This window comes from Maribacter forsetii DSM 18668 (genome assembly GCF_000744105.1).
Classification (GTDB): Bacteria; Bacteroidota; Bacteroidia; order Flavobacteriales; family Flavobacteriaceae; genus Maribacter; species Maribacter forsetii.
Genome location: NZ_JQLH01000001.1, coordinates 3,811,968 through 3,832,598, shown reverse-complemented (window position 1 = coordinate 3,832,598; position 20,631 = coordinate 3,811,968). Strand labels below are relative to the sequence as shown.

The following is a 20,631-nucleotide window of genomic DNA, read 5'->3' as shown; positions in this document are numbered from 1 at the left end:
ATCGAATAAGAGAATGATTTATCAGAGAAGTAGCGCCCTGTTTGCAGAGGCAAAGAAATATATACCTGGCGGAGTAAATTCACCTGTAAGAGCATTTAAAGCGGTTGGTGGAGATCCCATTTTTGTAAAGAAAGCCAAAGGTGCTTATTTGTATGATGAAGATGGTAATAAGCTAATTGACTATATCGCATCTTGGGGTCCGTTAATATTGGGTCATGCCCATGAGCCTGTAATAAATGCAGTGGTAGAGAAAGCTCAGAACGGTACATCGTTTGGTATGCCAACTGAAATAGAGACAGAGCTTGCGAAATTGGCTATCTCTATGGTGCCTAATATGGATAAAATTAGGTTTGTGAACAGCGGAACAGAAGCTTGCATGAGTGCAGTTCGTTTGGCAAGGGGATATACAGGTAAGGATAAGATTATAAAATTTGCCGGTTGTTATCACGGTCATTCAGATTCGTTTTTGATTCAAGCTGGTAGTGGTGCCGTTACTTTTGGTAGCCCTAACAGCCCAGGTGTTACTCAGGGTACCGCAAAAGATACCTTGTTGGCAGATTACAATGATTTAGCAGGAGTAAAAGAATTGGTACAAGCCAATAAAGGTGAATTGGCTGCCATCATCATTGAGCCAATTGCTGGTAATATGGGGTGTATTGTACCTACGGATGCTTTTATGAAAGGGTTACGTGACATTTGTACTCAAGAGGGAATTCTATTGATTTTCGATGAGGTGATGACAGGATTTCGTTTAGCGAAAGGCGGAGCACAGGAAGTTCTGGATATTAAAGCTGATATCGTTACTTACGGTAAAGTTATAGGTGGCGGATTGCCAGTAGGCGCTTTTGCGGCTAGAACAGAAATCATGGATTTTCTAGCACCAGATGGTCCTGTTTATCAAGCAGGTACCTTAAGTGGTAATCCGTTGGCCATGAGCGCAGGTTTGGCTATGTTGACCGAATTGAACAATAACCCTGAAGTATTTAAAAGTCTGGCTAAAAAAGCAGAATACTTACATAAAGGCATTGCAGAAGTGTTGACAGAGAAAAAGGTAGCACATCAAATTAACCGTTATGGTAGTATGATATCTGTACATTTTACTGATGAGCCAGTTGTAGATTTTACTTCTTCTGCAAAAGGTAATAATGAAACGTTCAAGAAATACTTTCACGGTATGTTAGAACGCGGGGTTTACTTGCCGCCAAGTGCTTTTGAAAGTTATTTTCTAAATGATGCTTTGAGTTATGAAGATTTAGATGCTACTATAAATGCGTTGAAAGAAATAGATTTATAGTGTAAGTTTACTAATGTAAAATATTAAAAAGAGCCCTCAATTGAGGGCTCTTTTTATTTGAGTTAGTTATAATACTATTTAAAATTATACTGAATACCTACTTGAACAACATTTGAGAAAAACTTGTCAATTGTAAAGTAAGAGTAGTTTAGGTTAATAGTGGTGAAGTTTTTAATTCTATATGATAATTCACCTTCATAGCGATGAAAGCTATCTTCATCTTGCTCGGCAAAAAGAGAGAAATCACTCTTCAGGTTAAAATCAGAATCATCATTGCCAAGTTGAAATTGCAATCCACCACCGGCAAAAAGTCTATCTTCTGTTAGCCAGTATGGGAATCCGTTTCGTCTATCTTCAGAACCTACACCGTAAGCACCTTCAACTAACGGTCCTAGTTTAAACTTATTTAAATTCAATAAGTTATATTCTACGCGTGTACCACCAATAGCATAATATTGACTATCGGTATAATAATCGGCTTTAATATAAAACTCGTGGTTTAAATTAGATGAATATTCAAACTCCTGTGCCGCTTTAACTTGTATGTCGTAAATATTTAAATCATACCCAGGACCTGTTGTAACAGGATGCGCTTTTATGCCTAAAGAAGATTTGTTGGTGTCGCCAATAAAATCTATGCCAGATTTAAAATGGAAGAATACTTTATTAAAGTTGTCCATCTCAATTCTTGCGCCAACATAAAATGGCCTTTTTTGATCAGATTCTTTTTTATAGACATATTCTAGGCCTAATAAATCCCTGCCAATATCATTAGGTACAATCGTATCTTTTAAAATGGTATATGCCGTACCTTGAACTATAGAGAATTGGTGAAAATCTAGCTTTTTATTATAGAAACCAAAGTGAAAAGCATTATTCAATAGTGTTGGGTTGAATTCATCCGCTATTGCTGTAGAGGTAAGCCCTATGGAATGACCTTTCTTTTTTCGAGATTCAATTTCTGATTTTTTGACAATGGCATCATCCATTAATATTTTGAACTTACTAATGTATAGCGACTGCTTTTCATCAGATTTTGATTTTACTTCGTTATTAAATGCAATTTTAAAATCGGGATCAATTTTAGATGGTGGTATATTTACTGCAATTTCACCAGCGCCCGCAACATCACCTTTTAATAATAACAGTTTTACCATGTGGTTCATGGTGTTATAGTCTTTAGGGTTTTTCTCTATATGGTTTGCATATACTTTGTTTAGGTATCTACCATTCGCATACTCTAGGTTCCAATCTAAAATATTTCTAATTGGTATGGTGTTCGTACAAGTACTCCAGTCCAAAGCTTTTTGGTATTGTGTGTATTGTGCAAATAACAATGCTATGTTTTTAGATGTTCTTATGAGGTCTGGTCTACATGTTTCAATATCCTGTAATTCTTCAACCGCTTTATCTGGGTCGTTGACCAACAAATACCTAACGTAATATTCAAAATCCGTAAATTTCTTACTAGCTATTGTCTTTGTTTTTTCTTTCCATTCTTTAACGGTTTCAGCAGAAATATTGCCACATTTTTGCCATTGCTCTGCCGTTTCAAAATTTAGTTTATCAGCATATATCTGGCTTATAGAAGTGGCTAAGTCTTTATTGGAAATACTACATGGTTCAATATTATCTAGTTTCTTCAGAAGGTCTTCATTATTAGAGTTCACTATAAATTCATAATAGGTCAACTTATTATTTTCAGTAGGTTCTAGAGTGTATAATACTTCCAAAACCTGTTCTATGATTTCTGTGTTGTCTTCGGTATTAAAATTCTGGTAGTATTCTTTTAAAATGGTTATATCATTTTTTCCCCATTCCATCTGCCTTTCCATCCACATTTTTTTAACCTTAAGCGAAGGATAATCGCTTACTGAGCTAATGTCTCTAGAGAAATCTGCATAAGAGCTAGAAGGATTTTTTAAGTATAAACTGTTTAATTGAGACCAAAGTTCATCGGTTTTACCTTGTTCCTCCATACCCTCTGCGTAACTGACAATCTGTTGCGTGTTTATGAATTTGTTGTTCTTAAATAATTTCTCCATTAAGGTTGTTGCCTCTTCTGTTTTTTCCTCAACAACTAATCTGTTGATTTTTTGTTTCAGCGGAACCATAGTTTGTTTACTCTTATTATAAGATTTATAGTCGCTTTTGGTGTTGGTTATTAAAGTTGAGGTAGTTCCAATTAAGGTTCTGATTTCTGGACGAATATCTGGTACGCTTATATTGGGTGAATTCGTTTTAATGCTATATAGAAAACCGTTCAGTAAAGGAACCGAAGAAAATTCTACCTGGTCAAAGAATAGTTTTTCATGCACTTTTACATTGTTATGTTCCTCAACATACATTAACCAATAAGAGTCTTTTTTTTCATCAGAATTTAAAGAGCTAGAGACCTCGTATTGGCCTTCGTAAGTTAGGTGACGAATACTTTGGTAACGCCAGTCCATTGCTGCTTCTGTAGACTGTTTGGCAGTTAGAAACTTCATGTAAGGGTGTCTTTTTTTGTAATCAACAATGTGCTTTTTTAATTCACCAATAGCATTTGTTGTACTACCTATCTTTAAAATATCATTAGTATGTAAAACATGAGACCAAATACCGGTATATAAGTATGTAGATTCTATTGCCCATTGTTCTTTTTGTGATATGGTATAGCCGCTACTTAATCGAGGGTAATCAAAAAATCTGTTATTTAAAGGGTCTGGGTCAAATTCTCTATTGCCACCTTCATATACGTCTCCTAAAAAAGAAGTGTGTAAAAAGTTTAAACTAGGAAATCCTTTCTTTAGAGCTATAAGGCCTAGACTGTCTATTTGATTATCTGGAGCAACGTATGAACTAGGTAGTGTTTTTGATACATCATCTTCCCACTTTTCTCTTGATGCTTTGGTATTGTCTAAAATGAGGTCCGTATCTTTCCATAATTTTTTAGATAGGGGAAGGTCGTTATAACCACGAAAACCAAGCTCATGACCTCTATTGGTAAATTCATTTGTAAGCCACTTATTAGTACCACTTTCATTTTTACCGTCTAGCAAACCTGTTTGGTCCCAATTTTTAAAAGTGGGGTCACCGTTATTTTTCTCGTTGGCATTAAAAGTTACATAGGCAGAGTATTTAATGTCTTCTTCTTGAGCTAGTGCTTTCATTTTAGGCCACCAATCAGCTTTTAACATCTCAGATTTGCTGATACCTTGTTGTACGTTGATCGCTTTTCCATTATCATTATACATGGACGAAGGAAAGTCATCTAGAAATAATGTTCCAATATTTGCAATAGGGTAAGGAATACCTTCTAAACCTAATAGACTGGCAGAAAATAGAAGACCTCTCATTTCTTTTTTAAGAATTTGAGATGAGTTGTACAGAATCACTTTTCCGTTACCAATTCTATTTTCTATTAAAACGGGATAATCTTGGTTGTTATGTGCGGTGACTAAAACATTTACATTGCTAGAAAAATTAGAGCTGTCAAAGCCAAGGTGAACCGTTTTGTTATCAAATCCACGTCCATGCATGCCTGGAAAAAGAGCTTTGTTGAAGAATAGGCCAGAAGCCTCTCTGTTTGTGCTCCAGTCCGCATCTGGGGTCATTCCAAAGAAGTAAGACATACGTTCATCTTTTGCGGCTTTGGTGACTAATAATGTACCACCTTTAGAAACAAACTTTAAAAGGCTATCTATGGCAATAGTACTTAAACCGGCAGTTTCGTGTAGCGTTACGACTCTTGTAGTAGGCGAGATGTTTAGTTTCTCGTTAAACTGATTGATCCATAAAGTTTTATGGGCAATTTTAGAATAGTCAAAAGCCTTTGCTAGATTCTCGGTTTCTATAATAGCGCTATAATTGGTAGGCTCTATTAAAAATTGCACAAGAGGTTCTTCTGTACTTTTTTCCGGAATATTAAATTTATTGTTAGACTTATACAGTTCTTGTTGACAACCTGTCAAAAGACTTAAGGCTATAAGTAGTGCTAAATAACCTAATTTTTTTGCTATCATGGCTTAGTATCTTGAATTTCAAAAGAGAGATCAATGGTTAAAAATTAAATTGATCTCGATTTCGAATTAACTAAGTACCTTAATAAAAGCGCAGTCATAAAATTTATTGGTTAAGTATTCAAATTCATCCATGAATGAATCATTTATACGCTTAATGCTGTTTTTTATTAAGGATTAGGTAAAAATTGGAGGTCGATTAAATGCAGAAAAGACCTGCTGAAAGCAAGCCTTTTTTTATCTATTTTATTAAATATCTATTGTTTAGAAGAGCGTTTTTCTTTTTCGTTACCACGATTTTTTCCCTTACCACGCATTTTTTTTCTGCCATCAATTTTTACCCACTTCTCATATTGATCCGTGTCAAGAATAGATTTCATTTGCTCTTTACGTGCAATTTGATGGTCTAAACGATCATTTTGCATAGCGTATTTCTCATCTGCGGTCAAAACTTTTTTACCATCTTCTTTATTAGCTTTTCGCTCTTCCATTTTTGCTTTTCTAGCTGTAGCATCTTCGGTAAGAATGGTTTTGATTTTTGCCTGTTGCGATTCGTTTAAATCTAAAGCCAAGGTCATTTTTTTAGTCTGTAAAGTAGCAATTTGTACAGGAGTCAAATCCTTCATGTCGCTTCTTTTACCTTTCCTGTTATGATCTTGTGCCGTTGCTGAAATTCCTGCCATTACTAAAATGGCCAATATTATTTTTTTCATGTCTATTGTTTTATGTATTTGTTTCTTTGACATGAATTTTTCCGTATGGTTTAAGTCCATACCTTATTTTAGTAAAAATTTAACGGCTAGGTAAAGTGTTTAAAATAAAAAAGCGCAGCTGTAGGTAGCCGCGCTTTTAAGTAGGTAAATGTTGTTAATGCTTTAATTTGCTGGTGTTCTTCCCTCCATTGTTTTGTAAGGGTTAATAACGATGTCAGCTTCTTGATCGTACGTGTTAGTTACAATTTCTTCTTGTACATTATCATTCGTATTTTGGTAGTATACAACAGATGCACAAATGAAACAAGCTAAGTAAATAAGACTTTTAAATTTATTGGTCATGATTTGGGGGTTTTAAATTCATTGCTAATCTAAAAAAGAATAACGCATGAAAAAGCCCATTGTTGTGTAATGGGCTTTTTTTGATGTCTAGAATATTTAAAATGTGGTTAATACATTTCATTCGTCGGTGATATTGGTTTTTCATCGATATAGGTTCGGAATTGCTATTTCAACAACATTTTATTTAGGGTCTAAAATGACGTTAATACGCTCAGAAACATCGTCGTAATGATATTTTGTCATCATATCTGAAGTTCTATTGCGTGCATTTCTAATATCGCGCTTTAAAATGTTCAGTTCTGCCCTTGCAATAGTCCTTATGTCAGATTGGCTAGTGTTGACAACTGTTGATTTTCTGTAGCCACCAAAATCAGATGCTTTCGCTTGATTGTCTGCTGTTAATAAATACGCTAAGCGATCAATGTGGGCTTTTTGTAAGTTTCTTCTATAGGTGTCTACAGCTTTACCGTTTTTGGCTTCAGACCATATTCCTTTTCTTAATTCACTCATCATTTGAGTAAGAGCATATGCTTCAGATTGATCTATGGTTTCATTTTCAATTAACCTCGCCATCTTTCCTAAGCTTAATACATTGTTTAGTGTACGCACTTGCATAGATCTCATTTGCTCTAAGAAGCCAGAGTACTCTGTACGTTCCAGAATATCTTGGTCAAGCATCCATATTGGGGTTTTGAATAGCTGCTCTTGAAGAAAGGCCATTGCTCTTTGTTGTTTCTCTTTTGCTACTGCTGTATAGACGGCACCTTCTTGATCGTAGGTCTTATGGTTTTCATAAACTCCGCCAATGTTATTAGAGACGTGCCCCATATACCTGTTGAATTGAGAGAATACCTGACCGTATAACTTGTCCAGATCCTCATAAGTTTTACCGTCTTCTGTGGTCCACTCAATTAATTTTGGAACAATCCTTTTAAGATTGGCAATACCATATTCACTAGCTTTCATGGCATCATCACCTAAATCTTCGGTTTGTGAGCTAGGATCAACGATATCACCTACCTGTTGGTGTCCAAAACGATATAGAGGATCTCCTGCGTGTGCAATGATCCATTTGTCTAGAGTAGATTTTTCTTCTTCTGCAGTAGTGTTTAAAATAGGCTTGTATCCCCATTTAATAGCGTATTTGTCATAGACACCAATATCTGGCATAAGGGCAACACCTTCATCACCAGGTTGAGCTATATAGTTGAAACGCGCATAATCCATAATTGATGGAGCGGTGCCGAATTTCTTTGTAAAGGTTTTAGAACGAAGCGAATCTACAGGGTACGCAACACTACTACCCATGTTATGTGGTAAACCTAAGGTATGCCCAACTTCATGAGACGATACAAAACGAATTAGGCGACCCATTACATCATCATCAAAAGAAGCGCCTCTAGCCGCAGGATTAATAGCTGCTGTTTGTACAAAGTACCAGTTTCTCAATAACGTCATTACATTATGGTACCAATTAATGTCAGACTCTAAAATTTCGCCACTACGTGGATCGCTAACATGAGGTCCGTTCGCATTGGGTATAGGTGATGCTAAATAACGTACTACGGAATAACGAATATCTTCTGGAGACCATTCTGGATCCTCCTCTGCAGAAGGCGGCTCTTTAGCAATAATTGCATTTTTAAAACCAGCAGCTTCAAAGGCAACTTGCCAATCTTCTATACCTTGTTTAATGAACGGCACCCATTTTTTAGGAGTAGCTCTATCAACGTAATAGATAATTTGTTTTTTAGGCTCTACCAGTTCACCGTTCTTATATTTTTCAAGATCTTTATCTTTTACTTCTAAACGCCATCTATCAAGAAATTTAACGGTCTTACTCTCTTGAGCTTCTAAACCGTAATCAACCTGGCCTCTAGAGAACCATCCTACACGTTCATCAAAATATCTGCGTTTCATTTGTTCTTCAGGTAACAACACCATTGAGTTGTTTATCTCAACAGAAATAGAACCAAGAGTTTGGTTGCTAGGTGCTGCACTTGCTAAATACGTCTTTACATGGCGTACTTCAACATTTAAAGGATAACTTTTGATCGATTCAATGTAGCCTCTACCTTCATCTAAACGAGATACTTTATATCTTTTTCTAAATCTATCTGGCATACCAAGAGCTTTGGTATCCTTGGTAAAAATATCGTTTACTTCTATAACGGTAGTTGGGTTAAGTGAATCTTTCTGAACGGCCTTTATGTCGAATGAGTATAAAACTGGTTCAAAATTTGAATTTACAACGGCTTCATGTACAGGTAAAGAATCTGCCGCGACCACATCATGGGATACTACACGAAGCAATACTTTTTTATCTTTCTTTTCCCATCGTAAAACCTGAGTGTTTATTTTTCCGCCTCCAAAACCAATGCCAGATGCGGTTTTAGAAATACGGCTTACCATCAACATTTCTTTGTTGAACAATGAATCTGGAATTTCAAAAAAGTGATTCTCATCAACTACATGGGTAGTAAAGAGTCCGGCATCACTAACGGCATCTTTGGTAATCACCTTATTATAAGGCTGAATTTTATCTTTTGATGGTTTACTGGCTTCTTGCTCAATATTTTTTTTCTTTTTTTTGAAGATTTGTGCATCGGCATTTTGGTAGCCAAAAACACAAAGTAATAGCAATAACTTTAAAAGTAATTTTCTTTTCATTTGTGAGTTAGTTAGGTAATCTGTCAAAGATTGAAATAATATCTGGAACAAATAGTTAATAATTTCTTAAGCCTATTTGTAACAATGCAGAATGAAAGGCGTCTATTAAGTAGGAATAAACATATTTTCATTTCTGAATTAGTCGATTATAAAGCCTTTGCAACTGCAAGGGCTTTATTTTTTTGTGGAAGATTACTAGAACAATAATGGCAGCACAAATTGAAATAATCCAATTAATAAGAGCACTGCAATAAGATTAAGAATTACTCCTGCACGTGCCATTTCGTGGACTTTTATATAACCGCTAGCAAAGACTATTGCGTTTGGTGGTGTTGCCATAGGTAGCATAAAAGCACAGCTGCTAGCAATGGTTATTGGTATCAATAGATAAGTAATAGGTAAGCCTAGACCTATTGCGATACCCGCCACTACTGGAGCAAGAACTGCTACAAGTGCTACATTGCTCATCAGCTCTGTCATAAATAACATTAGTAGAATCAATAATGAAGCTGTTAGTAAGATGCTCAGATCACTTTGCCCAATAACTGCTGCCACCAAATCTACAATACCCGAAACCGACATGCCTTTTGCCAATGAGAGTCCGCCACCAAATAGAATAAGAATTCCCCATGCGAGCTTTTGGGTGTCTTTCCATTCTAAAATAAAATCGCCTTTTTTGAGATTAAATGGTAATGTGAACAACGCAATAGCGGCAAACATGCTAATAAGTGTATCTGATAATCCCAAACTCGGAAATATCGAATTAATCAAAGTTCTAAACACCCATAAGAAAATAGTAACTCCGAAAATGATAAGCACCATTTTTTCTTTCCCTGAAGTAGGACCTAATTTATCTAGCTCTTCATGTATAATGGTTTTTGAAGCTTTAAATTTTAAACCCTGAGTAGGAAAAAACACTTTTACCAGAACAAAATAGCAAATGGAAATCATGATAAGGGAGAACGGTAGCCCAATAATCATCCATTTAAGAAATGATATTTCAATATTGTATTCATTTTCTAATAAACCAATGAGAACTGAATTTGGGGGCGTACCAATAACAGTTGCAATACCACCTGCGTTGGCAGCAAAGGCAATACCTAACATCACGCTTAAGGCAAAGTTTCGGTCTCGCTTTGTAAATCCGTCTTCATCTTGGATCAGTAGGTTAATAACCGACATGGCAATGGGTAACATGACTACGGTACTCGCCGTATTACTGATCCACATACTTAAAACAGCGGTAGCGATCATAAAACCAAGAACTACTTTATTCGCCGTTGTACCTGTAAGTCTAATGATATTTAAGGCAATACGTTTGTGAAGATTAACTTTTTCTAAAGCCAACGCCATGACAAAACCCCCAAAAAATAGAAAGACTATAGGACTACCATAATTAGCTCCAACATCACCAATGGGCATTACTTTTAAAATAGGAAATAGTAACAAGGGTAGCAATGCGGTTACAGAAATAGAAACCGCTTCGGTAACCCACCAAATAACCATCCAAAGAGCAACAGCTATGACGGCATCCGCATTTTCAGAAATTAATACATTGGGTAAAGAAATAAGAATGAAAAATATGATAGGACCTGTAAACAGACCTATTTTACTACTTAGATTCATGCTGGTTGGTTTTGCCAGCTTCTAAGCTACTATTTTTTACCGTTCCTTGAAATGACTATTATAAAATTTCCACTAAAAGTACGTCCTCTTCTTTGTAGATTTTAGCCAACTGTTGCTTCGTAATCCCTTTTATTCCTTTGTCCCAAGCTTTGTTACTTAAATCCGCTTTTGTTTTAAGGGCGTCCAGTTCCATTTTCTTTTCGCCTTTTAGAATATCAAAAATCACCTTTTCATTGTCAGACAATTGTAATGGTTTCTTCTCTGGTCTCATTTGAGGGAAGAATAATACTTCTTGTATAGATGCATTATTGGTCATCAACATAACTAAACGATCAATACCGATACCGATACCAGAAGTTGGGGGCATACCATATTCCAAAGCTCTAAGAAAATCTTGATCAATGAACATTGCCTCGTCATCTCCTTTTTCAGACAGCTTTAATTGATCTTCAAAACGCTCTCTTTGGTCTATAGGGTCATTAAGCTCAGAGTAAGCGTTAGCCAGCTCTTTACCATTTACCATCAGCTCAAAACGCTCTGTCAAAGCCGGGTTGTCTCTATGTTCTTTGGTTAGCGGACTCATTTCTTTTGGGTAGTCTGTAATAAATGTTGGCTGCACGTAGAAGTGCTCACATTTTTCACCGAATATCTCATCGATTAATTTACCAACACCCATTGTTTCGTCAACTTCCAGACCTAGTTTCTTGGCAGTTTCGCGAAGTTCGTCCTCAGGCATACCTGCAACATCATAACCAGTATGTATTTTTATAGCTTCTAAAATTGGCACACGAGCGTACGGAGCTTTAAATTCAATTTCGTTTTCACCAACGGTAACTTTCGTGGTACCGTTAGAATCCATCGCAATTTTCTCCAATAGTTTCTCTGTGGTATCCATCATCCAGTTGTAATCTTTGTATGCAACATACAATTCCATTACGGTAAATTCTGGGTTATGGGTACGGTCCATTCCTTCGTTTCTAAAATCCTTAGAGAATTCATAGACACCATCAAAACCACCAACAATTAACCTTTTTAAGTAAAGCTCGTTGGCGATTCTTAAATATAAAGGAATGTTCAATGCATTATGATGCGTTAAAAACGGACGTGCAGTAGCACCACCAGGTATAGGCTGTAAAATAGGAGTCTCTACTTCTAAATAACCGGCTGCGTTATAAAATTCACGAATACTATTGGTGATTTTCGTTCTTTTAATAAAATTCTCTTTCACCTTTGGGTTCACTACCAAATCAACATAACGTTGACGGTAACGTAGTTCAGGGTCATTGAATTCGTCATATACTTTGCCTTCGGCATCTTTTTTAGGTAATGGTAAAGGTCTTAACGATTTGCTTAGCATAGTAAATTTCTTCACCATAATCGTTTTTTCACCTACCTGTGTCGTAAAAAGATCACCTTCAATACCAATGATATCGCCAATATCCAGCAACTTCTTATAAACATCGTTATACAAGGTTTTGTCTTCGCCAGAGCAAATTTCATCTCTATTGAAATATACCTGAATTCTACCAGTACTATCTTGAAGCTCGGCAAAAGAGGCCTTACCTTGAATACGACGAGACATAAGTCTACCGGCAACAATTACCTGCTTGCCTTCTTCATAGTCAGATTTTATACTTTCTGATGTGGAATTTACAGGATATAAAGCAGCAGGATAAGGATTAATACCTAGTGCTCTTAATTTGTCTAATTTCTCTCTTCTGATAAGCTCTTGCTCCGATAATTGCATGCCGTCGTTTATTTAGCTGGCAAATATAATCGATATGACTTAATCTTTCAATCTTGTAGACACTAAAGGATAGAGTCTTTCAACAAATTTTTCATATGCTAGTGCCGATGGGTGCAAACCGTCATTGGCAACCAATTCTTTTTCGTCTAATCCTCTTCGGGTAACATCCGTAATATCAAGAAAAGTAACTCCTTTTGCTTTCGCTGTAGATTTTGCAAAATTGTTGTATCCGTCAAGTTCAATTGAGATTAGTTCATTACCATTACTTTGTCCGTATGGTGTAAAATAGTAATCAGGAATTGAAAGAACGATTACCTTGTTGGAATCATTGCCAGCTAGGCTGATAGCTTTATTTAATAATACTTCAAATTCGGCTTCATATTGAGAAAATGGTCTAGACTGAAACTGGTTGTTTACACCGATCAACAACGTTATTAAATTGTAATCTGCAGATTCTCGATTGCCAATAGAGGCGATAAGCTGGTCTGTTCTCCATCCCGTTTGGGCAATAACGGTTGTGTTGACCACAAGACCTTTGTTTTTCTCTATTTCTGTACTTAATTGAGCAGGGAAACTATCTTCAAAAGCAACGCTCTCCCCAACGGTATAACTATCACCAAGAGCCAAATAGGTAATAATTTCTTGATCAATTGTAGTATTCTCTAATTGTTCAGGTCTTATTTCTTCGGTTTGACTGCATGATGTTAAAAAGCTAAATAGAAAAGCAACTAAGGTCAAATTATAAAGCATGTGTGAGTATTTCATGTTTACCTAACGTAATGACTATTGTAAAGGTTCTAAAAGTTAGCATAAATACTTAATTAAATGAAGGCTGTAGAAGGGATAAGAGAATAAGAATAAAGAATATTGTTCTGAGCATTGGTAGCGTTCTGGTCAATAAAATTTGCGGATTTTTGTAACAAAGCGTTTGCAATTGCGACTTATAAGGTACATCAATCAATCAAAATAATAATCAAATGAGTTTAATTAGAGTATTACTAGCCATATTTTTTCCGCCTTTAGCAGTTCTAGGTAAAGGTTGCGGTTCTTTTATAATTGTTCTACTTTTGACTTTTTGCGGCTGGGTACCAGGTGTAATTGCTGCATTGGTCATACTGAACAATCCTAACTAGAACCAAAATACATGAGACTTTTTAAAATATTAGCTGTTGTTGTTATAACAGTATGTATTGCTGCCTGTAATTTTACAGAAGAAATTTATTTCAATGAAGACGGGTCAGGTAAAATGAGTATACTTTTCGATGGAAATGAAATGATGCAAATGATACCAGAAACCGATTCAACGGAATTGGATAAGGCAATAGATTCTACTTTGGTTTTTAAAGACTTATTAAGAGAGAAAAAGGATAGTATAGCGCAGTTGTCCCCAGAAGAGCAAGCTAAGCTTAAAAGATTAGAACCTTTCAGCTTACGTATGGTAGTAGATCCAGAAGGCGGAGTCATGAATTTTAATATGTTTACAGACTTTAAGAAAGTGTCTGAAGTGAACGATGCCTTCAACGCTTTTCAAAATGCAAGTTCAGTTGGTCCTATTGCAGGTGGTAAAACTATGCCAGGTGGAGCTACAGAAGAAACGACAACAGTCAATTATAGTTTTAAAAAGAACACATTTAAGCGAGAGACCGTTATCTTAAATCAAAAATTGTTTGAACAAAGTATAGACAGCTTGGCAAGTGCCGAAATGTTTTTATCTGGGTCTACTTATACATTTAAGTATCATTTTCCAAGAAGGGTAAAATCTACTAATATTGAAGAAGCGACATTTTCAATGGATGGAAAAACTATGATTCATGAAGTAAACTTCTTGGAGATGATGAAGGATCCAGAGTCTATGGTCATCGAGGTAGAGTTAGAAAAATAGGTTTTTGCTTTTCATATCTTTGTAAGATGAATAAGAAGGTGCGCATACAAGATTTAGGTCTTAAAGATTATAAAGAAACTTGGGATTATCAAGAACAACTGTTTCAAGAAACTCTTGATCTTAAAATAAGAAATAGAAGAGAGGAGTTGAATTTAGAGACTCCCAATCATTTTCTTTTTGTGGAACACCCACATGTTTATACACTAGGTAAAAGTGGAGATATTTCTAATCTGCTAGTGGATGAAAAAGTATTGGCATCTAAAGGAGCTACTTTTTATAAAATAAATAGGGGAGGAGATATTACCTATCATGGTCCTGGGCAAATAGTGGGATACCCTATATTAGACTTAGATAACTTCTTTACTGATATTCATAAATACCTTCGTTTTTTAGAAGAAATGGTCATATTGACCTTAGCTGAATACGGAATAAAGTCTGAACGTTCACCAGGCGAAACCGGAGTTTGGTTAGATGTAGGTACTCCGTTTGCACGTAAAATATGTGCTATGGGAGTAAGAGCAAGTAGATGGGTAACCATGCATGGTTTTGCTTTGAACGTAAATGCCGATTTGGGTTATTTTGATATGATGATCCCATGCGGAATAAAAGGAAAAGCCGTTACTTCTTTAAATGTAGAACTAGGAAAAAAAGAGGTTGATTTAGATGAGTTGAAGCAAAAGCTATTAAAGCATTTTCAAGTACTTTTTGAAGCCAAGATAAATGAAAAAACCGAGGTGTAAGCCTCGGTTTTTTATGCTTTAAAATCGGATTAGTATTCTAGTCCATAATAATCCATAACTTCGTAGTAACTCATTTCTAAAATACTTGTACTGTTTTTCGAAGTCAATCCAGAAGGAACAACAATATATCTGATAGATGTAAAATAAGGAGTGCCTACCCCGGTGGTGCCATCGTTACTATCACAAAGGATTCTTAATGAACCCATTGAAATCCATGAAAAATTCTGATTTAAAAATGGGAAACTCGAAGGGATACCCCAAATTTCACTACCTTTTTTTCCATAAAAGATAATAAGACCTGTGTCAAGAATTTCAGGTGTAATTTCTGGAGCTATAACTTCGAAACTTCTTCTAACATCGTCTACTGTACCATCATAAGTAGTATTTAACCATTCCGAAGCGATAACATTGGCATTGCCATCTTCGCCGTTAGTTCCATCAGTACCATTTGTACCGTCTTCTCCAGCAGGTCCGGTTGCACCGGTCTCTCCCTGTTCCCCTTGTGGACCGGGTACGCCTAGTGCTTCTCCATCTTCACCTGCGGGGCCTTGCTCTCCTTGTTCGCCCTGTATACCCTGTTCACCTTGTGGACCAATAGGTCCAATGTCGCCATCTTTAGAACATGAGGTAAATGAGATGGCGAATATTAAAATTGCGCATTTGATAAAATTTGTTGTAGTCTTCATTATTAATATTTTAGGATTATTTCTCTTTAATGAAGCTTTGAAAGAAAGGTTAACATGCGGGCATAAAAAAACCGAGGTATTTGCCTCGGTTTTTTCTTTTAATTAAAATAAGGGAATGTTACTCAAGCCCTAGGTAATTTATAACTTCATGGTAATTAGAAAGGTTTACGCCGTTCTCTTTCATTCCGCTTATAGTATACCTGTTATTTTCTCCTGATTTAAATGAAATGTAAGAAGGGGCTATTAATAAATAGCGAACAAAACCATCGGTAGGGTCAATGGTGCCTACTGTATCTGGGTTGCCCATTTCAGTAATTTTATATTCGCCAATAGACATTTTTTGTTCCATGGTAAAAGATCTGAATAAAGGCTCTGTAAATGGTATAGCATAGACCTCAGAAAAAGTATCAGAAAATGAGAAATACCCTAGGACAGTATAATTATTTAATACATCTTGTGTAATTCTAGAATCACTTATAGTGACGGTTGCAGCAGAGTAAGAGTAGTTGTCAGGAAAGTCTGCAACTAACCAACTTGATGATACAACATTGGCATTACCATCCTCACCGTCTTCACCGTTAGTTCCATCAGTTCCATTTGTACCGTCAGTGCCATCTTCACCGACAGGTCCGGTTGCACCGGTCTCTCCCTGTTCCCCTTGTGGACCGGGTACGCCTAGTGCTTCTCCATCTTCACCTGCGGGGCCTTGCTCTCCTTGTTCGCCCTGTATACCCTGTTCACCTTGTGGACCAATAGGGCCAATGTCTCCATCTTTAGAACATGAGGTAAATGAGATGGCGAATATTAAAATTGCGCATTTGATAAAATTTGTTGTAGTCTTCATTATTAATATTTTAGGATTATTTCCTTTTAATGAAGCTTTGAAAGAAAGGTTAACATGCGGGCATAAAAAAAACCGAGGTTTAAGCCTCGGTTTAAAATTGGTACTTGGTGAAGTTATTAATTGCTGAATGCCGTAAGTAAAGTACTGCTCATGACATCTCCGTTTTTCTTGTAGGTCTCTTGTTTTACCATACCAACACCTTCTGCAAGCCAAACTCTTGATGGGTAGACTTGGTTTACCATCATCATTTTGGAACGGTTATCACTATATAAAACATAACAGTCATAAGTACCGGCAGTAGTTGTTACACTTTCTTTTTTCTCTACCTTTCTATTTGTCATATCAACATTCATATTCATACTAATACCGCTCATACTAACTTTCATGGCAACGTTAGCATCCTTAAGGTTTTGTCTTACACTAAGGTCGTTTGGTATTTCAATATCATTACCAGATATTTCAAAATCCATATCACCGTACTGTTCCATCATTTCAGAAGGTAACAAAGATTCGTAGTCCAGTGTTACGGTGTTACTATTGCAAGCTAAATTATAATTAGTGCTGTAAATATCTTTGCCTTTATTGTCTTTTAGGTTAATGGACATGGTGGCGGTGGTATTTCCTGCACTATGGGTAGCTTCAATAACTTTATAACTGCTTACACCTTCTACTTTTCCCTTTTTGTTATAATTGGTGTACTCCATTGAAACGCCTTCGTTCATTGGGTAAAACTTGCTACAATTGTCTTGAGCAGAAAGCGAAATTGTTCCGATAAAAAACAATGATGCGATAATTGACTTAATTTTCATTTTTTAGTATAGTTAAGACTCTGATTAATAACTATTTAAAAATACGGAATTCAAATTGATTTTTCAGGGTATATGTGTAGTCAGTACATAAAGATTTATGAATTAAGCAATCTAACGTATTATCGTATTTTAAATACCCTAATACTGTTATCCTGATCTTTATAAACGAATTCAACTTTTTTGTTTGAATTCATATCTTCCATATCAATTACAGAACTGCCAAATACTGGAAAATTAGGGATTGGTTCAGCTTGACTATCAAATAGATATATTTTCTGATTTTGTATGTCGGTTACAGATACATAAATTTTATCGTTTAGATAGAAAATGGTAGGCTTTGAGTAAACACCTAATTCCAATTCTACCTTTTTACTACGTATCTGTAAAATATTGTCGTTCATGATAGCTAAAGTTCTTGAGGTAGCATCCATTCCATGGTCTTTAGCGAGACTTAAATTGCTTGCGGCTATTTTTCCTTGAGAATCCACTTGATATAGAATTCCATCAACAGAAGTAAAAGTGAACTTATTTTGATAAAGCCTTATTTCATTGTTGGAAAAAGTGAATTTATCCTTTACGTTAACTCGTGTTTTGCCAACTCTATTGGTAATTTTTAATTGACCATTTTCAAGTTTAAAAACTAGGTAGTCTCTATTGCCAATTCTAAAATGTTGTGGGGCATCAAGAATATTGGCTTCTGCAGTTTCATAGGTAAAGCCTTTGACAATATCACCTTTACTGTTATACATGAAAACCTTTTTGCCTTGGGTAACTACAAATCTGTAATTTTTACGACCCTCATAGTCAAAAACTGCTAAAGGATTTAAATTGCCCTCGGAATATTTTTTAGTAAACGGAGCAATTTCTTTGCCGTTTCTATCCAAGATTAAAAATTCGTTGTTCGTGGTAAATGCAAACTGTAGCTTCCCATTTTTAAAAAGGTCTACTTGTTGAATTTTACCCTGTACAGTTCCGTTAAGTTGTTTTTTCCAAAGAATTTTACCGCTGCTTGAGATTAAGTAGAGCGTATTTTCTTGGTCTTGAACAATAATCTCTTTTCTGCCAGAGCTATGGTTGGTTATAAATTGGGGTAATGTAGCCAAGTCGGTATCAAATTGAACTTCAAATGCAGAAGAAACTGAATTCTTTTCCTCTTCTTTCGTATTTTTTTTGATTAAGAAATTAAAGTGAAAAAAGTCGGCATCAGTAATTAATTGTGATCCAAAAACATAGTCGTTTAGTTTACTTTGTTCAAAAGAATCTCCTAAAGTCTTGGATACCGATTCATTTAATAGGGAAACAAAACCTTTTAAATTAGAAATAGATAATATACTAGCAGATGATGTCAGTTTATTGTTTGCATTTTTAAATAAAGTGGTCTTGTCAAAGGTGTCACCTGTTTTTATTTTGGTAATAACAGATTCTAGCGTGCTCTGTGATTTAGAAAAAAGAAAAGTATTCTCTATAATACTGGCGTATTCAAAAGATTGCTCTCCGATCAAGGGAGTTAATGGGTCAAAGATTTCAATATTAGATTTTAATCCCCAGATTTCATTACTACTAAACTCCTCCGTACTAATCTTCTCTTCATTAATATAATCTAATAATGTGGCGGTACCATATGTTCTTAGAAACAAAACAGATTCATTGTTGTATTTGGTTATCCCAATTTCTTCCACAGTAGTAAGTAATGAATCTAAATTTTTGGTTGGATGGTTGTTAGGGGTTTTGTTTTGAGTGTACTTTTTAAAATCATCTAATCCAAAAGATGTAAATGTGTTTGCATTACCTGGTGTAAAGTTCCATGTGTTATTTTCAATCGGTTTAGTACCATTAAGTAGATTAAGGAACTGTTTTTTATCTGTATTCGTTTCTGCTACGCCATTTAGAAGAATTTCGGTATCGTTAAAGGTTAGGTCAAGGGTTATCCAACTTGTGAAATCTGAAATGTCGTTGTTATCAGAAAGTAATTTATTGAATAGCAAATCGCCTCTCTCAACATCTATCCAAATATTTGCAACTTTTTCATTGTCGGATACAGCATAAAACCGTTTTAAAGATTCATTTTTTAAAGGGCTGTCAAGAGAATTTATTATGTTTTCTAACAAAGGTTGAGAAGAGCTTAATACCCAATGTTTCTCTAAAAATGTACTGTAAAATGTATCCTTTTCAATTTCGTATCTAGTGATATTATAGTCGTTAAAAGAAAGCGTTTCTATGCTCTTGTTGGTTATGCTATCTTGACTGGTAATATTTAGGCTATCTGTTGAAATATAGGTGAAATCTATTTTTGTGCTATCGGCGGACATGGTTAATAATCCTTTCGTCTTATCTGAAAAATGGTGAATAGGAGATAAGATGTTTTTTATAGCTGAAAAAGGCTTTTGCGATTCAATCGAATTATAAATCTCATTTGAAGAAAGTTCTTTACTAAGTGTTTCAAAATCATTTATTTTTAGAACTAAAGTGGCGTTACTGGGAGCTAGATCTAAGATGGAATTCTCAGATTGCTTTTTAGATGTACAGGATGCGCTAAAAAAAATAATTAAAGCATATAATAAAGTAAGCCTCATGCGAAAAGTTTGTGCAAAGTTATACTATTTGTTAAATAAACTTTAGTTGTCTGCCAAAAGCTTAAAACTCATCCTGTGGTATTTTGTAGGGCCGTATTTCTTAATGGCAGCTCTATGTTCTTTGGTAGGGTAACCTTTGTTTTTCTTCCAATTGTACATAGGGTATTCTTCGTGTAGTTTAAGCATATATGCATCACGTGCTGTTTTTGCCAATACTGAAGCTGCAGCAATACTTAAGTACTTTGAATCACCTTTAATAATACAAGCGTGCGGTATGTTTTTATAGGTTTTAAATCTATTACCGTCAACAATAATATATTCAGGTTTTGGCGATAATTTATCTATAGCATGATGCATTGCCAAAATAGATGCGTTTAAAATGTTGATTTCGTCTATTATTTTAGGCTGAATATGTACTATTCCAAAACAGATACTTTTTTCTTTTAACAGAGGTTCTAACAGTTCTCTTTTAGGTTGGGACAAAAGCTTTGAATCTGTTAAAATTGAATTTTGGAAAGATTCTGGCAGTATTATTGCTGCAGCGGTCACAGGTCCCGCCAAGCAGCCTCTGCCAGCTTCGTCAGTGCCTGTTTCGTTAATATTTTTGTAAAATTTAAGAAGCATTATGTTTTTTTTAACTTAAAATATTGAATTTTTAATATTGATTTAATGTTAAATAATTGTTTTATTTTCAACAAAATTGC

General features: G+C 35.4%; 16 protein-coding genes. 4 read left to right on the top strand and 12 right to left on the bottom strand.

From position 1 onward, the window contains the following. Positions 1–13 precede the first annotated feature (13 nt). Complete coding sequence (gene hemL, locus P177_RS16280) at positions 14–1,294, top strand: glutamate-1-semialdehyde 2,1-aminomutase (protein ID WP_036156452.1); 1,281 nt, start codon at positions 14–16, stop codon at positions 1,292–1,294. Positions 1,295–1,368: 74 nt separating this feature from the next. Here hemL and P177_RS16275 read toward each other — a convergent pair whose 3' ends face one another. The 7 genes from P177_RS16275 to P177_RS16245 form a co-directional block, all read right to left on the bottom strand. After that, complete coding sequence (locus tag P177_RS16275) at positions 1,369–5,298, bottom strand: DUF2194 domain-containing protein (protein WP_036156450.1); 3,930 nt, start codon at positions 5,296–5,298, stop codon at positions 1,369–1,371. Between the two features lie 254 nt (positions 5,299–5,552). After that, the gene (locus P177_RS16270) at positions 5,553–6,008 is read right to left on the bottom strand and encodes a hypothetical protein (protein WP_036158653.1); all 456 of its coding nucleotides are present in this window, start codon (positions 6,006–6,008) and stop codon (positions 5,553–5,555) included. Between the two features lie 162 nt (positions 6,009–6,170). Then, the gene (locus tag P177_RS16265) at positions 6,171–6,350 is read right to left on the bottom strand and encodes a hypothetical protein (RefSeq protein ID WP_036156447.1); all 180 of its coding nucleotides are present in this window, start codon (positions 6,348–6,350) and stop codon (positions 6,171–6,173) included. 180 nt (positions 6,351–6,530) lie between these two features. Further along, positions 6,531–9,020 carry a zinc-dependent metalloprotease gene (locus P177_RS16260; protein ID WP_036156445.1) on the bottom strand — a complete coding sequence of 830 codons (2,490 nt, stop codon included), beginning with the start codon at positions 9,018–9,020 and terminating at the stop codon, positions 6,531–6,533. Positions 9,021–9,215: 195 nt separating this feature from the next. Then, positions 9,216–10,646, bottom strand: coding sequence for an SLC13 family permease (locus P177_RS16255; RefSeq protein WP_036156443.1), 1,431 nt, complete (start codon positions 10,644–10,646; stop codon positions 9,216–9,218). Positions 10,647–10,704: 58 nt separating this feature from the next. After that, positions 10,705–12,393, bottom strand: a complete 1,689-nt coding sequence (lysS, locus tag P177_RS16250; protein ID WP_036156441.1) for a lysine--tRNA ligase — start codon at positions 12,391–12,393, stop codon at positions 10,705–10,707. A 39-nt stretch (positions 12,394–12,432) separates the two neighbouring features. Beyond that, complete coding sequence (locus tag P177_RS16245; RefSeq protein ID WP_036156439.1) at positions 12,433–13,158, bottom strand: SGNH/GDSL hydrolase family protein; 726 nt, start codon at positions 13,156–13,158, stop codon at positions 12,433–12,435. A gap of 212 nt (positions 13,159–13,370) precedes the next feature. Here P177_RS16245 and P177_RS19950 point away from each other — a divergent pair, with 212 nt between their 5' ends. Genes P177_RS19950 through lipB form a run of 3 tightly spaced genes read left to right on the top strand, consistent with a single transcriptional unit; the run spans position 13,371 to position 15,015 of the window. After that, the gene (locus P177_RS19950) at positions 13,371–13,526 is read left to right on the top strand and encodes a YqaE/Pmp3 family membrane protein (protein ID WP_084684717.1); all 156 of its coding nucleotides are present in this window, start codon (positions 13,371–13,373) and stop codon (positions 13,524–13,526) included. An 11-nt stretch (positions 13,527–13,537) separates the two neighbouring features. After that, entirely contained in the window at positions 13,538–14,275 is a 738-nt protein-coding gene (locus P177_RS16240) for a hypothetical protein (RefSeq protein ID WP_036156437.1), read from the top strand. 26 nt (positions 14,276–14,301) lie between these two features. Then, the gene (gene lipB / locus P177_RS16235; protein WP_036156435.1) at positions 14,302–15,015 is read left to right on the top strand and encodes a lipoyl(octanoyl) transferase LipB; all 714 of its coding nucleotides are present in this window, start codon (positions 14,302–14,304) and stop codon (positions 15,013–15,015) included. Between the two features lie 29 nt (positions 15,016–15,044). On the opposite strand, the gene P177_RS16230 is transcribed toward lipB, so the two are convergent. The 5 genes from P177_RS16230 to P177_RS16210 all read right to left on the bottom strand — a co-directional run bounded on the left by P177_RS16230 (position 15,045) and on the right by P177_RS16210 (position 20,551). Beyond that, the gene (locus P177_RS16230) at positions 15,045–15,701 is read right to left on the bottom strand and encodes a collagen-like protein (protein ID WP_036156433.1); all 657 of its coding nucleotides are present in this window, start codon (positions 15,699–15,701) and stop codon (positions 15,045–15,047) included. 118 nt (positions 15,702–15,819) lie between these two features. Next, positions 15,820–16,545, bottom strand: a complete 726-nt coding sequence (locus tag P177_RS20495) for a collagen-like protein (protein WP_036156431.1) — start codon at positions 16,543–16,545, stop codon at positions 15,820–15,822. Between the two features lie 116 nt (positions 16,546–16,661). Beyond that, entirely contained in the window at positions 16,662–17,354 is a 693-nt protein-coding gene (locus P177_RS16220; RefSeq protein ID WP_036156429.1) for a TapB family protein, read from the bottom strand. 119 nt (positions 17,355–17,473) lie between these two features. After that, complete coding sequence (locus P177_RS16215; protein ID WP_036156427.1) at positions 17,474–19,927, bottom strand: hypothetical protein; 2,454 nt, start codon at positions 19,925–19,927, stop codon at positions 17,474–17,476. A gap of 42 nt (positions 19,928–19,969) precedes the next feature. Beyond that, a complete protein-coding gene (locus tag P177_RS16210; protein WP_036156424.1) occupies positions 19,970–20,551 on the bottom strand; it encodes a ribonuclease HII in 582 nt (193 codons plus the stop codon). Between the last annotated feature and the right edge of the window lie 80 nt (positions 20,552–20,631).